The sequence below is a fragment of the Olivibacter ginsenosidimutans genome (assembly GCF_039542865.1).
In the GTDB taxonomy this organism is placed as follows: Bacteria; Bacteroidota; Bacteroidia; order Sphingobacteriales; family Sphingobacteriaceae; genus Olivibacter; species Olivibacter ginsenosidimutans.
The window spans coordinates 300686-315444 of sequence record NZ_BAABIQ010000043.1 but is presented as its reverse complement, the minus strand read 5'-3'; the positions used below and the strand labels follow the sequence as shown (position 1 = coordinate 315444).

Sequence of the window (14759 nt, the reverse complement as noted above, 5' to 3'; positions counted from 1 at the left end):
ACCCGGCATGATTAAAATCATCACAGGCGCCATCTGCTAAATAAAAGCAAAACAATAAACAGATGAAAAAAAGTATTATTTTTTGGTTATTGCTGCTTATCACCAGTATTCAAGCGAAAGAAAAAAGCTTATACCTGTATCAAGTTGATCCCTTAGAAAAAGTGTTAAAAGACCGGATATATTTTCAGGACCAACAAGACACGTTGCCCGTCGCACGGGGAGAAACGGCCTCCGTTCAGCTGGTATTGAAAAGCAATGACGAGATAAAAAATGTTTCGGCAAGCATAGCAACCATTAGTAATGGCAAGGCACAACTTCAGGGACAAACAGGATGGATTGGCTATGTAAGAGCCGGCAGAAAATATGAATCGCCCTCCAAAGACCTGCTGCGATCGGTTTCCGACTTTTTCCCTGATCCCATATTGACCGATACGACTGTCAATCTTGAACAGGGGGAAGTCGAACCATTATGGATTACCATACCTATCCCTATAGATGCCGAACCTGGATTATACAAAGGTCGGGTTAACCTACAAGGAACCATAAAGAGGAAAAAGAAAAAATTTGAGAAAGAATTTTATATCCGGGTTTATCCTGTTCAAGTAAACAAAACTTCCCTACTTATCTCTAATTGGTCTGCCCATACCAGTCCGCAAACCCTTAGTGCGTTAAATAATGGGGAAAATGTACCGCTCTTTAGTTCCCTTTACTGGGATCTTGTCAAGGTGCATGCAACGATGATGGCTTCCCATGGACAAAATGTACAACGCGTATTTCCTGTATGGATGACCACTTACACACTTAATGGTAATCAATATAGCTTTGACTTCAGCAATTTCGATAAAGAAATCACACTATTTGAACAGGCAGGGCCATTAGACCGGATTGAAGGAGGCCATTTGGCCTGGCGATCAGGTGCTTGGGACGAGCCCTATTACGTAGAGGTACCTGTACCGGCCACTCCAGCAAATGCTGATTTACCTAAGAGTCCGGCCCCATTAGACGTTGTGAATAACATCCGTTTAGTTAAGCTTCCACTCGAGGATGCCCGCACCCAAAATTTCCTCAACCAATTTCTACCGGCCCTCCGGGCACATCTAGAAGAAAAGGGTTGGTTATCCAAATACATGCAGCATATAGGCGACGAGCCGGTGGCTAAAAATGCAGCATCCTATCAGGCTATCAGCAGCTACGTAAGGAAATACCTACCGGGAGTAAAAATTATTGACGCAGTACTTACGTCCAAAGAGTTACGTAACGGAATAGACGTTTGGGTACCTATTCTAGATGTCTTACATAAAGATTATAGCTTTTACCAAGAACTCCAAAAAGAAGGTAAAAAGATATGGTATTATACCTGCGTTGGTCCAAGAGGCAACTACGCTAATCGCTTCATAGAATTGCCCTTAATTCAAACCCGGTATTTACACTGGATCAATTACAAATACGGCCTGACGGGGTATCTTCATTGGGGGCTCAATTTTTGGAGTGGACAAGACATCTTGCATCAAGATGCTTCGCGAGACCGGGGAAAGTTACCTGCAGGTGATGCCTATATTGTTTATCCAGGATATCATAAGCTTTACAGCTCTATTCGATTCGAAACCATGCGGGATGGCATTTATGATTATGAGCTGCTCAAGATGCTGGAAAAGAAGAATTCCGAGAAAGCGAAATCCTTAAGCAATGAGCTTATCTTAAATTTTGACGACTATGATGGGAGCATAGCTTACTTTAGAAAGATAAGAAAGGAACTGCTGGAATGCCTATCACAACAATAGCTACTGAGGCGTAGGGTATAAGGTTTAGGGTGTAAGGTATAGGGTTTAGAACTGGCCTCCCACCTTATACCTTCCTTCTTTTATCTTATACCTCCTACCTTATACCTTCTTTTACCGTATACCGCTCTCTTAGTCTTTTACTAAGGTACCGATAGCCTCTCCCTTAGCTAAGCGGGAAAGATTGCCGCTTTTATTCATGTCGAATACAATGATTGGCAGTTTATTTTCCTGACATAAGGTAAATGCGGTCATATCCATCACATTTAGTCCTTGGTTATAAACATCTTGGAAAGTAATTTGATCAAACTTAGTAGCATAAGGATCTTTCTCGGGATCAGCCGTGTAGATACCATCTACCCGTGTACCTTTTAATACGACATCGGCATTGATTTCAATAGCGCGGAGCGAAGCAGCAGTATCGGTAGTAAAATAAGGGTTTCCAGTACCGGCACCAAAAATAACGATGCGCCCTTTTTCCAAGTGTCTTACGGCCCTTCGACGAATAAATGGTTCACAGATCTGTTCCATTTTTATCGCAGTCAGTAATCTCGTTTTCATACCGGCTTTCTCGAGCGCATCTTGTAAAGCCATACTGTTAATTACCGTTGCGAGCATACCCATGTAATCTGCCTGTACACGGTCCATACCTGCCTTTTCTGCGCTTAGTCCTCTGTATATATTACCTCCGCCAATCACGATGGCAATCTCCACCCCTTGATCATAGACCGATTTGATGTCTTGGGCATATTGCGCAACACGATCGATATCAATTCCGTATTGTTTACTGCCCATTAAGGCCTCTCCGCTAAGTTTAAGTAGGATACGTTTATATTTCATGTGTAACTAATTATTCGTCTATTTATTTTACTATTGGCACTCATGAACCTCAAAGTGGCTTTTAATCCATCGGTTAGCAGGAGCTTACTATGTTCAAAAGTTACCTGCTCTTGTGTAGTAAATCTGTTAGCCAGCGGATTAACCATGGACGATTCATATGTATTTAATTTGACTTTCAAAGGCCAGCCGGCGGGTTCACATGTCGATGTATTTAGGAAATACGGATATTTCATGCGTAATAAAAGTTTTAACGTACTAAAATGACATTTAGCAAGCGGAGAATGCTTTGATTTTAGAACCGCCGGCCAAAGATATTAAAAAAACGTCAAACTTAGATAAATCGCTTTAGACGACTTACTTTTTATAACAGAAAGATTTCTTCCTGTTGTCATTAGAGAGGCCCTGAAATCGTCAACGGTAGGCTAGCCCATAATATTCCACTACAAAAAGCCAGTTTTGTAACAAAAGAATAAAAGAAAAAAAATACGATAAAAAGGGTATGATTGTTGTGAGCTTTTATAAAAATTTTGCCACTAACCTCGTAACATATATGGCCTTTTATCATTCACATTCCGCTATTCGGAGACTACTTCTCTTATCTTTATCCATTTTTGGATGCATATTTATACAACTTGGTTTTCCGGCCGTCTCTTTTGGTCAAGAACAGCAAACGGAAAAAAAATTGGATGTCCCTTATGTCGCAAGCAAGCCGGAGGTAGTACAAGCCATGCTCAACATTGCTCATGTGAACAAGAATGATCTAATTTATGACTTAGGTTGTGGTGATGGTAGAATTGTCATTACTGCAGCAAAAGAGTATGGCGCTACCGGCGTTGGTGTGGATATTGACCCTAAACGAATCGAAGAGGCGAATGAAAACGCGGTGAAGGAAGGTGTTACGGATAAAGTGAAATTTTTAGAGCAAGATCTTTTTGATGTAGACTTCAGCAATGCATCGGTTGTAACGCTATACCTACTTCCCTATATTAATTTAAAATTACGTCCTAAACTGCTTAAATTATTAAAACCAGGGACACGTATTGTTTCCAATGAATTTGATATGGGCGATTGGAAACCGGAAAAGCAGCTAAAAGTTGGTGAATCAACTATTTATTTTTGGACTGTCCCAAAAAAATAAGAGTCCACACGTTCAAGAATCATCTTCTGGAAAGAATCATCTTCTGGAAAGAATTATTCGTCAGATAAGCTTAACTTTGCCTACATGGCGGGCATCTACTTTCATATCCCTTTTTGTAAACAAGCGTGTCACTATTGTGATTTTCACTTCAGTACTTCCCTTCAATACAAAACGGATCTATTAGAAGCGATGAAGCAGGAGTTAAAACTCCAAGCAAATTACCTACAAGATGCACAGATCGAGACCATCTACTTTGGTGGGGGCACGCCCTCTATCTTGACTCCATCTGAAATCAAACAGTTGATTGAGGAGCTTGCCCATTACTACAGGATATCCCCAACACCCGAGATCACCTTAGAAGCGAACCCTGATGATTTGGACACCAAAAAAGTAACCGAACTACGGAATACTCCTATTAATCGCTTTAGCATCGGCATTCAATCTTTTTTTGATGAGGATCTAAAATGGATGAATCGGGCCCATACTGCACAAGAAGCAACCGCGTCCATCAAGCGGGTACAGGATGCCGGCTTCGAGAACATTACAGCTGATTTAATTTATGGGTTTCCCCTGCTATCTCAGGAAAAATGGATCAGCAATATATCCCAACTGTTAACTTTTCACATACCGCACATTTCGGCTTATAGTCTTACTGTTGAACCACGAACGGCATTAGCCCATGCCATTCACACCGGGAAACAACCGCATATTGATGATGAGCAAAGTGCCCAACAATTCTTATGGTTAATCGATATGATGCGTGAAGCGGCTTATGAACACTATGAAATTTCCAATTTTGCCTTACCTCATCATTATGCCCAACACAATACCAATTACTGGAAAGCTATACCTTATTTAGGTATTGGTCCATCAGCCCATTCCTATAATGGATTCGAAAGACAATGGAACGTCAGTAATAACAACCAGTACATGAAGGCTATCTTCAGCCAACACATACCCGCAGAAATGGAATCGTTATCCCTCACTGACAGGCTAAATGAATACATTATGACCGCTTTGCGTACCATGTGGGGGATAGATTTGAATTTTATTGGCCAAACATTTGGGTATCCCTGCTTACGCGATCTCCTGAAAAGAGCGGAAATATTTAAAACACATCATCAACTCATTGAGGAGGATACCCATCTTAAACTAACAACGACTGGTAAGCTAATCGCCGATACCATCGCGGCAGCGCTTTTCGAAGAAAATGTTTACGCCATAGCAGATAAATATGAAAAAGAAAGTCAACATCCCCATTAATCACCAAGTTATCTGGATTATCGGCGCCTCTTCTGGAATTGGAGAAGGTTTGGCCTACCACTACGCGGCTTTAGGCGCCAAGCTGATTTTATCTGCAAGATCGAAAGATCGATTATATCGGGTCAAAACAGCCTGTAAGGGCAGTCCTATGCATGTTCATGTCTTACCATTAGATCTGGAAAATTTAGCTGACCTTGAGGCTAGAACCCACGAAGCATTACGTATTTTCGGGAGGATTGACCTATTGATCCACTCGGCAGGTATCACGCAACGGGCACTTGCCCTAGACACGCAGCTAAACGTAGCCCAAAAGATCATGAATATCAATTATTGGGGTCCTGTTGCCGCGACACAAGCTGTATTGCCTAGCATGTTGCAACGGGGTAGCGGACATATTGTTGTCATCAGCAGTTTAATGGGTAAAATAGGAACACGTTTCCGATCTTCTTATGCGGCTTCCAAACACGCCTTGCACGGCTATTTTGAATCCTTACGTCCAGAAATTTACGACAACAATATCGCCATTAGTATGGTTTGTCCGGGATTTGTAAACACTTCATTAGGAGAAAAAGCCCTTACCGGTGATGGGGAGATTTATCAGAAGAAAGACGCGGTTCATGCCCAAGCAATGTCAGTCGAACAGCTTGTAAAACGATTGGTGCCTTATATACAGAAGCAAAAAGAAGAAATATTTATTGCCGGAAAGGAAATCAAAGTCATTTGGGCCAGTAAATATTTACCCGGTAAGCTTTTTCGGAAAAAAATCCGGGAAGCAAGGGTGCTTACGCTTTAGGCTGTATGCTTTAGGCTTATTGCTTATTGCCTATTGCCTATTGCTTAAAGCCTATTGCCTATTGCTTAAAGCCTATTGCCTATTGCTTATTGCCTTATACCTTAAATAATCCATAATCCTACCGGTAGCTCCGGCCTGCTGCTGTACGTATTGATAGGCCTGGTTTCCTGCTTCTTTTCTAAATTCAGGCACTTGTAACTTTTCAAAAACTTTGATAAGATCTTGCTGTTGTTGAATGCTAAATGCAGCTCCAATTGTAATAAGGTCTTTTGCTTCTTGAAATTTGTCGTATTTTGGCCCAAAAATTACCGGAACGCCATAGGTAGCTGCTTCTAGGGTATTATGAATCCCTGTCCCAAAACCACCACCGATATACGCAATATCGGCATAGCCATAAAGGTAGGACAACATCCCTATATTATCAATAATCAATACCTGATGAATCAACTGATCTGGATAGCGAGCTATATCCAATTGGGAGAATCGTACGCTATTTGTAAATTTCGCGTCTAATGCCTGCAGGTGATCTTCGTTGATGATATGCGGTGCCATAATGAGTTTCCAATCCGGATAGTTTTGCAACAGTTCGGCAATCCGTTCCTCATCTGGCAACCATGTACTTCCCGCCACCAAAACAGGATGTTGTTGAACAAATGGCGTAATGGCTGGTATTTCTTTTTTTTGCAAAGGCAGATGGGCTACCCGATCAAAACGGGTATCGCCTGTTAAAGAAGCGTTATTCAAACCAATGTACTGTAATAGTTGAATACTCTCCTGATTTTGTGTAAAATAATGGCTTACATACCGAAGGGTAGAACGAAAAGGTTTTCCATACCATTTAAAATACAGCTGATTTTTTCTAAAAATAGCGGAGACCAGATATAACGGAATCTGGCGCTGATGCAGTTCTTTGAAATAGTTATGCCAAAATTCGTATTTTATCACAAAAACCTCTTCGGGATGAATTAAATTGACAAATTGTCGGGCATTTTTTATGGTATCAGCCGGTAGATAAAACACATAATCTGCCTTTTCATAATTTGCTCTCACCTCATATCCAGAAGGAGAAAAAAAAGTAATAACGATTTTTTTCTTGGGAAAGTTTTCCCGATAAGCTTCCAAAACAGATCGTCCTTGTTCGAACTCCCCTAATGACGCAAAATGAAACCATGTATGTAGCTCCGATGAATCAACGGTGGAAGCTATCCGATCGAGCAGTCCTTCCCTACCCCTTTTCCATTGTTTTACCCGGGTATTAAACGGTGCGAGAATAAACACCATAAACTGTCCTAAAAGAATACCAAGATTATATAAAAACCACATATCACGCGCAGGTTTTGTGCATTTAAGAAACGGCAATTATATTCAATTTGTTTATCTTCGCCAAAGATATTCTAAACAATTGTTTAAGAGCATGGCAAGACAACGTATACTCATCACCGGAGCAGCAGGTTTCTTAGGATCACATCTTTGCGATCGCTTTATTAAAGAAGATTTTCACGTTATCGGAATGGACAACCTCATTACAGGTGATCTTCGAAACATCGAACATTTATTCAAACTGGAAAACTTTGAGTTCTATAACCACGATGTATCTACCTTTGTTCATGTTCCTGGACGTTTGGACTATATTCTCCATTTTGCATCGCCAGCAAGTCCTATTGATTACTTAAAAATTCCCATCCAAACCCTTAAGGTGGGATCTTTGGGTACGCATCATTTGTTGGGGCTGGCACGGGCTAAAAGATCGCGTATTTTAGTTGCCTCCACATCGGAAGTTTACGGTGATCCCAGTGTAAGTCCGCAACCCGAAGAATACTGGGGCAATGTCAATCCTGTGGGACCTCGCGGAGTCTATGATGAGGCCAAACGTTTTCAGGAAGCGATTACGATGGCTTATCATACATTTCATGGTTTAGAGACCCGTATCGTTCGTATTTTTAACACCTATGGACCACGCATGCGCTTAAACGACGGGAGGGTATTACCTGCTTTTATTGGTCAGGCCTTGCGAGGCGAAGACCTTACTGTGTTCGGTGATGGGTCACAAACGCGCTCATTCTGTTACGTTGATGATCAAGTAGATGGCATTTTTAGATTATTGATGAGCGATTATGCACAACCTATTAATATTGGAAATCCCGATGAAATCACCATTAAACAATTTGGTGAGGAAATTATCCGATTAACCGGAACCAAACAACGCTTAGTGTATAAGGATTTACCAGTAGACGACCCTAAACAACGGAGACCAGATATTACGAAGGCTAAAGAAATTCTGGGATGGTTGCCGAAAGTTGATCGCGCAGTGGGATTGGAGAAAACCTACGCTTATTTTAAATCCTTGCCTGAGCAAGAAATAAAACATAAAGATTTCACGTACTATAATAAACATTAAATTCAAGATGAGCAAAATACTAGTTACCGGCGGTACAGGTTATATCGGATCACACACTGTAGTCGCCCTACAAGAAGCAGGGTATACTCCCGTTATCATCGACAATCTTTCCAATTCAAACAAAGGTGTGCTCAAGCAGATTGCCGCCATAACGGGCAATGTGCCTGAATTCCATGAATTTGATCTTTGTGATGAACAACGTGTACTGCAATTTGTTAAAGAAAATCCTGATATAACCGGCGTCATTCATTTTGCGGCAAGTAAAGCCGTTGGCGAATCAGTAGAACAGCCGATCAAATACTATCGAAATAATTTTTTCTCATTGATTAACCTATTGACTGCCTATAAAGATCAAGTCGTTAACTTTGTATTTTCCTCCAGTTGTACGGTATATGGCCAACCAAAAGAGTTGCCCGTTACTGAAAATGCACCTGTTCAAAAAGCGGAGTCTCCTTATGGAAACACGAAACAAGTTGCAGAAGAAATCCTGAACGATACGGCAAAGGCATTTGATAACTACCACATTATTGCGCTGCGCTATTTTAATCCTGTTGGTGCGCATAAAAGCGCGCTAATTGGCGAATTACCATTAGGTGTGCCTCAAAATTTAGTCCCTTTTATTACCCAAACGGCTATCGGTAAACGGGAAAAAATTACGGTATTCGGAAACGATTACAACACGCCCGATGGATCGGCTATTCGGGATTACATTCATGTAGTTGATCTTGCTAAAGCACATGTTGCTGCTATAAAACGTTTAGAAGACGGAAAAGCCTCCGGAAATTATGAGGTCTTTAATATCGGCACCGGCAAAGGGTTATCGGTATTAGAAATCATTCGAGCTTTTGAGGATTCTACAGGTGTCAAATTAAATTATCAAATTGGCCCAAGAAGGGCAGGCGATATTGAGAAGGTATGGGGTGATGTTTCTAAATCAACCGCTGAGCTAGGCTGGAAAGCCGAATTAGGTGTTGAAGAAATGATGCGCTCAGCTTGGGCATGGGAGGTTTATCTCCAAGAACAACATCCGTTTGATTAAGTAAATATAATACAACCGAAGGTATTTAAAAAGTCTTCTATTGTCCTCTAGCGTGCAGCATAGCAACGTTGAGTACGCGGTTTACGGTCGAAATGACGACTTCTTCAATCCCTTATAAAAAAACGATTCAAATGAAATCTGCATAAATTGCCATAAACAAAATGATATGAATAATTTATGCAAGCTTCATTGCCATTAAAAAAACAATTATTCAAATGAAAATCATTATCACCGGAGGAGCAGGATTCATTGGTTCGCATGTGGTGAGGCGTTTTGTAAACACGTATCCCCAGTATCAGATCATTAACCTGGACAAGCTCACCTATGCGGGCAATTTAGCCAATTTAAAAGATATTGAAGACCGTCCGAATTATACCTTTGTCAAGGGGGATATTACGGATGGTCCGTTCATTGAAACTCTTTTTGAGCGCGAGCAGCCGGACGCGGTCATCCATCTGGCAGCCGAGTCGCATGTCGACCGTTCCATTAGCAACCCACTGGATTTTGTACTGACAAACGTTGTAGGCACGGTTAACCTGCTCAATGCAGCCCGCAGCCATTGGAAAGGTGAGGGGAGCAAGCGTTTCTACCATGTGAGTACAGACGAAGTATACGGAGCCCTAGGTGAAACCGGTATGTTCACCGAGGAAACCAAATATGATCCGCATTCGCCCTACTCTGCCTCCAAGGCGGGATCCGATCATTTTGTTCGGGCCTACCATGACACGTATGGGCTGAATACGGTTATCTCCAACTGCTCCAATAATTACGGCTCGCACCATTTTCCGGAGAAACTCATTCCATTAGCCATCCACAACATCAAAAACAATAAGCCTGTACCGGTATATGGAAAGGGTGAAAATATACGCGACTGGCTTTGGGTGGAAGATCATGCCCGTGCTATCGATATCATCTTTCATCAGGCAAAAGCTGGAGATACTTATAATATCGGCGGGCATAATGAATGGAAGAACATCGACCTGATTAACCTGTTGTGCAGCATCATGGACCGGAAACTGGGCCGTGCGGAAGGAGAATCGGCCAAGCTGATTACTTTTGTGAAAGATCGTGCTGGCCATGATTTACGCTATGCCATTGATTCGACCAAGCTACAGCAAGAACTCGGATGGGTACCGAGTTTACAGTTTGAAGAAGGTCTGGAAAAAACAGTGGATTGGTACTTAACCAATGAAGATTGGCTCGAAAATGTAACCTCTGGAGCTTATCAGGACTACTATAAAAAGCAGTATAGCTATAGGCGGTAAGCTATAAGCAGTAGGCTATAGGCCATAGTTTATATGAAATGAGAGATTTTAAAAAATATGATGTCTGGCAGTTGGGGCATAATTTAGCAATTAAAGTATATAAAAATACGATTGATTTACCTGTAGAGGAAAAATACGGCATTACGGCCCAGATGCGAAGAGCTGCATACTCCATACCTTCTAACTTTGCAGAAGGGTGTGGAAGAAGCGGAGACAAAGAATTTAATAGATTTATACAAATAAGTTTAGGTTCTGCACATGAACTTGAATACTTCATTCTTCTTTCCAGAGATTTATTCTTATTGACAAACGATATTTGTCAAGAATTGGAACAGGATATCAATCTTATTAAAAAGAAGCTTTATTCATTAACGCTAAAATTGAAAAAAGATGCCTAAGGCGTAAAGCTTATGGCATAAAGCAGTTATGATTGCCTTATACAACCCTTTCCAAAAATTTCTTTTTGACAATAACACTTGTTTTTTAAGTGGTACGCCCTTGCTATCGGCTGAAGAGAAAATTCACGTATTTCCCGTATGGTTAATGCAGGCTTATCAACTGGAGGATAAACCTTTTAAATTACTGGATGAAAGTATAACCACCTATAAAAAACTCCAGTTACCCTGTTCTACAGCCGTTGCTAACCGCATTGCCTTACTGGAAGAAGAGGTGGAAGCCGCTTTTAACCAAGGGGTGGAAGGTGTGAAGCAATTAGATAAGCTGATCCTTTTCCAGTGGATAGGTAAATTAATTTATGGCATTATTTTTAACGAGATACAAGTTGGATTACGCCAACAACAAATGAGTGGGGAACCCATGAACTTTTCGCAGGTCCTAGGCAAAAAGTTCACTAACCTTCATCTGATGCTCCAGTCGATCATTAGGCCAATGCTTTTTGAAGTTAGTGCTCCCTACAGTATCAACGTATTTGAGCTTGCTACTGATCAGAACGGTTTCAGTTACCGGGATGAGATCAACACCTTGGTTTTCTCCTTACGCATTAACAATATCGGTATCGTTGCCTGCTTACAGGACAATGGTGCTAACGATAAATACCATGAAGAGCAATTGACGCAAGTGAGTAATGAGCAGCTTCATCCCATTCAGTTTGAAGAAATTTGTGGCTTATACTTTTATTCTGCTTACCTGTTTAATCGATTACCAGAATATACCGTACTCACCACAGAAGATTGCATTTATATAGAACCTATGCCTTTGAGGGGAATGGATAGTCGGCCTATTTTTGACAATTTTCAAGTAAAGACCTATGGACAGGTCCTGGAAAATTTTTGGAAACCTTGGGGGTATACGCTATTTGAGATTATTAAAGACCCGGAACATCCTATGAGCTTTTTGTGGGATGCACAAGGGAATTTCCGTCAGGCGGCCAGCATTCCTTTAGCGGATAAATATCTGGATTAAACATGCGGTGTTTCCGATACTGCTTCGTTCAAGAACATTCGATCGTTCGGTATTAAAAGCTATCCAAAAAGCTGACCTACTGCGCTAAAGAAGTGTCCAATAACTTGGGGGTAAAGCAATATAGTGATTGCAATCCCAACTACTGCTCCGTAAAAATGAGCATCATGATTCACGCTACCTTGGCCTGATCTGGCTGCCCACATACAATATAGTAGAAACAGCGGTCCGAACACCACTGCAGGAATTGGAATAGGAATGAAAAACAGGTACATGGATGTTGCAGGCTGGAATAAGATAAAACTAAAAAGCACAGCGCAAATTGCACCAGAAGCACCCAGACTGTAATAATTAAAATTATTCTTCTGTTTAGCGATTGTTCCTGCATCACTCAGCACCAGCCCAAAAAAATAAAGTATAGCAAACTGAACATGCCCCCAACTGCTAATAGACGCCAAGATACTTTCCAACGGGAATCCGAAAAAATAAAACGTACACATATTAAACAAGAGGTGCATCCAATCCCGATGGATTAAGCCGCTGGTAATTAAGGTATATATACGCGATCCCCGACTAATACTATAAGGATGCAACATAAATTTTCCAAAAATTTCGGGATTGGAAAATGCATAGACGCTTGTAATTATGGTAAAAAGAAATATTAGGCTTGAAACCGGAGTTTCCAGTATATAATGCTCCATCGCTATTTATTAATCGGGGTGAAAATACCAAAAATACTGCTATTATTTATAGCTACTGAATATAATTTCGCGGATCATTTATCCTATTTTGTCATTACCGTGTTAATTGGCCTTTTAAAGTAAAGGTTGAACATCAACATGTTTTGATCATCCAGCTAATCCATGCAGCTAAAACAAATCCAATTGCCTACCATTTTTTGGTGTAAAGCGATCTGTACGGAGCGGCGTAAGCTGATTTGCACCCATAAAGCGCGTTACTGCAAGTTTAAATAGTTGATGAATACTTTCAGCCAGTACGCCATCCCCTTTCATTCTTCTACCAAACTGACTATCATTTAGTTTACCACCATGGCAGGCGGCGATGCCATGCAACACTTTCTCTGCCCGATCGGGATAAGCTTTGTAAATCCAGTCTTTAAATAATCCACTGATTGCCCCATTCAATCGGACTAACGTAAACGATGCGGCTGTGGCACCATGCTTCGCCGCCTGTTCAATCAGCGCAGGCATTTCGTCGCTGTTTAAGCCCGGAATAATAGGGGCGCACATCAGCATAACCGGTATCCCGGCTTCACTCAATTGCCGGATTACTTTTAACCGACCTGTGGCCGTAACCGTCCGAGGTTCCATCTTTTGTCTTAATTCCTCGTTCAGGGAGTTAATGGTAACCGCCACCTGCACCAATTGATCCTTAGCCAATTGACGTAATAAATCCAGATCTCTAAGGATTAAATTATTCTTGCTGATGATCGATACGGGGTGTCTATACTTCACGAATACCTTTAGGAGTGATTGCGTTAGCCGTAATTTCCGTTCTAGAGGTTGGTAGCAATCCGTATTACCTGATAACATGATGGGTGCAGGAACATAGTTTTTATGATTAAATGCCTCTTCTAACAAGGTAGCGCATTCCCTTTTGACAATGATTTTTCGTTCAAAATCAAGTCCAGCGCTATAGCCCCAGTATTCATGCGCATTTCTTGCATAGCAATAAATACAGCCATGTTCACATCCTTGATAGGGATTAATAGAACGCAGATAACGTAAATCCGGGCTATCACTTTCACTGATAATATGCTTCGGATGGGTTTCGATAATTTGTGTAGCGCTGTTTTCTAAAAAAGCCTCGTCTAGGCCTTCTATATGTTCACAAACGTATTTGTTCTTAAAGAACTTATTATGCGTATTGATTTGCGCTCCCCTACCTTTGAAATATTCTCCGTTTTGTATGGTATCCATAAAAACAAATATACTAATTATATTAGTATATAAAACTAATAATATTAGTATATTTGTGTTGGTTTTGCTTGGTTAACTTTCTGCTTTATTTTATTGTAGGATCAAGGTTCATTCGTAACTAATCGATAACACGTAATCAGTAACGAGTGATGCGTAACGAATGTCTTTCCGTTTACTACTTACTGTTAACTAATTACGCTTCACTCGTTACTATTCTTTCCCTTGAAGGGTATCATCTAAAAGAAGCAGGTATACTTGTTTAGGTCCGTGTGCTCCCAAAACCAGGGTCTTTTCGATATCCGCCGTCCTACTGGGGCCTGTAATGGTGCTAATCATAGAAGGGAGGCTAGTATACTTTTTCTTAAGAACTTCAAACCCATCTTTTAAGTCCATTACAATTTGCGAGGTATAAGCAATAACGACATGGATAGGGGGATAAATACTTAATCGACGTCCAGCTGCGCTTCCATTGGTAACCATTATACTTCCCGTACGGGCGATTAAAGCTTCACAGGTAGTTATACCGATTTCGGCATTTTTAAAATCGATGTCTGTCTTATAATACGGAAATTCATAGCGATCTAGTATTTCTTGCACAGCTTGTTCCCAAGCATAAATTTTTTTCACCTGTTCATGTTCGGTAATAGCCAGTATATTTTCGATCAGTTGTATTTCATCTTCGCAGAAAACAAAATTACCTGCAACTTCGGTGAATCGCTGAGCAAATAAGATTTCCAAGGGCTCATCGATTTCTTTATACAAAGGCACTTCCTCTAAATTGGGATAAGGGTTGTCCCGCTTTACCAGCAATGCTTTCCTTATTTTCTTTAACAACCGTTCTTTTGCTGTAGCCTCTTGCATAATGAATTGAAAGGTTGAGGGAAGA

Annotated in this window: 14 protein-coding genes; 9 read left to right on the top strand and 5 right to left on the bottom strand. The window is 40.9% G+C overall.

Going from position 1 to position 14759, the window contains the following annotated elements; genetic code table 11:
* Positions 1 to 62 precede the first annotated feature (62 nt).
* Positions 63 to 1781: a DUF4091 domain-containing protein gene (locus ABD930_RS18805; RefSeq protein ID WP_345234174.1), complete on the top strand. Its 1719-nt coding sequence runs from the start codon at positions 63 to 65 to the stop codon at positions 1779 to 1781.
* Between the two features lie 129 nt (positions 1782 to 1910).
* Here the strand turns inward: ABD930_RS18805 and pyrH are convergent, their stop codons facing one another.
* Positions 1911 to 2618, bottom strand: a complete 708-nt coding sequence (gene pyrH / locus ABD930_RS18800; protein ID WP_345234172.1) for a UMP kinase — start codon at positions 2616 to 2618, stop codon at positions 1911 to 1913.
* A gap of 550 nt (positions 2619 to 3168) precedes the next feature.
* On the opposite strand from pyrH, the gene ABD930_RS18795 reads away from it, so the two are divergent.
* From ABD930_RS18795 to ABD930_RS18785, 3 genes are all read left to right on the top strand, one after another.
* The gene (locus tag ABD930_RS18795; RefSeq protein WP_345234170.1) at positions 3169 to 3756 is read left to right on the top strand and encodes an SAM-dependent methyltransferase; all 588 of its coding nucleotides are present in this window, start codon (positions 3169 to 3171) and stop codon (positions 3754 to 3756) included.
* Positions 3757 to 3840: 84 nt separating this feature from the next.
* Complete coding sequence (gene hemW / locus ABD930_RS18790; RefSeq protein WP_345234167.1) at positions 3841 to 5019, top strand: radical SAM family heme chaperone HemW; 1179 nt, start codon at positions 3841 to 3843, stop codon at positions 5017 to 5019.
* Positions 4991 to 5812, top strand: a complete 822-nt coding sequence (locus tag ABD930_RS18785; RefSeq protein WP_345234165.1) for an SDR family oxidoreductase — start codon at positions 4991 to 4993, stop codon at positions 5810 to 5812. The genes hemW and ABD930_RS18785 overlap by 29 nt, the downstream gene beginning before the upstream one ends.
* A 72-nt stretch (positions 5813 to 5884) precedes the next feature.
* Here the strand turns inward: ABD930_RS18785 and ABD930_RS18780 are convergent, their stop codons facing one another.
* Entirely contained in the window at positions 5885 to 7135 is a 1251-nt protein-coding gene (locus ABD930_RS18780) for a 3-deoxy-D-manno-octulosonic acid transferase (RefSeq protein WP_345234163.1), read from the bottom strand.
* Positions 7136 to 7226: 91 nt separating this feature from the next.
* Here ABD930_RS18780 and ABD930_RS18775 point away from each other — a divergent pair, with 91 nt between their 5' ends.
* The 5 genes from ABD930_RS18775 (at position 7227) to ABD930_RS18755 (ending at position 11936) form a co-directional block, all read left to right on the top strand.
* Positions 7227 to 8210 (top strand): UDP-glucuronic acid decarboxylase family protein, encoded by a 984-nt coding sequence (locus tag ABD930_RS18775; protein ID WP_345234161.1) that lies wholly within the window; start codon positions 7227 to 7229, stop codon positions 8208 to 8210.
* 7 nt (positions 8211 to 8217) lie between these two features.
* The gene (gene galE, locus ABD930_RS18770) at positions 8218 to 9249 is read left to right on the top strand and encodes a UDP-glucose 4-epimerase GalE (RefSeq protein WP_345234158.1); all 1032 of its coding nucleotides are present in this window, start codon (positions 8218 to 8220) and stop codon (positions 9247 to 9249) included.
* Between the two features lie 215 nt (positions 9250 to 9464).
* Complete coding sequence (rfbB, locus tag ABD930_RS18765) at positions 9465 to 10514, top strand: dTDP-glucose 4,6-dehydratase (RefSeq protein WP_345234156.1); 1050 nt, start codon at positions 9465 to 9467, stop codon at positions 10512 to 10514.
* A gap of 38 nt (positions 10515 to 10552) precedes the next feature.
* Positions 10553 to 10912, top strand: coding sequence for a four helix bundle protein (locus tag ABD930_RS18760; protein WP_345234154.1), 360 nt, complete (start codon positions 10553 to 10555; stop codon positions 10910 to 10912).
* 28 nt (positions 10913 to 10940) lie between these two features.
* Positions 10941 to 11936: a hypothetical protein gene (locus tag ABD930_RS18755; RefSeq protein WP_345234152.1), complete on the top strand. Its 996-nt coding sequence runs from the start codon at positions 10941 to 10943 to the stop codon at positions 11934 to 11936.
* A gap of 59 nt (positions 11937 to 11995) precedes the next feature.
* Here ABD930_RS18755 and ABD930_RS18750 read toward each other — a convergent pair whose 3' ends face one another.
* From ABD930_RS18750 to ABD930_RS18740, 3 genes are all read right to left on the bottom strand, one after another.
* Positions 11996 to 12634 carry a rhomboid family intramembrane serine protease gene (locus ABD930_RS18750; protein WP_345234150.1) on the bottom strand — a complete coding sequence of 213 codons (639 nt, stop codon included), beginning with the start codon at positions 12632 to 12634 and terminating at the stop codon, positions 11996 to 11998.
* A 168-nt stretch (positions 12635 to 12802) separates the two neighbouring features.
* On the bottom strand, positions 12803 to 13873 hold the full coding sequence (locus ABD930_RS18745; protein WP_345234148.1) for a PA0069 family radical SAM protein: 1071 nt from the start codon (positions 13871 to 13873) through the stop codon (positions 12803 to 12805).
* A 210-nt stretch (positions 13874 to 14083) separates the two neighbouring features.
* Positions 14084 to 14734, bottom strand: a complete 651-nt coding sequence (locus ABD930_RS18740) for a LutC/YkgG family protein (RefSeq protein ID WP_345234146.1) — start codon at positions 14732 to 14734, stop codon at positions 14084 to 14086.
* Positions 14735 to 14759 lie beyond the last annotated feature (25 nt).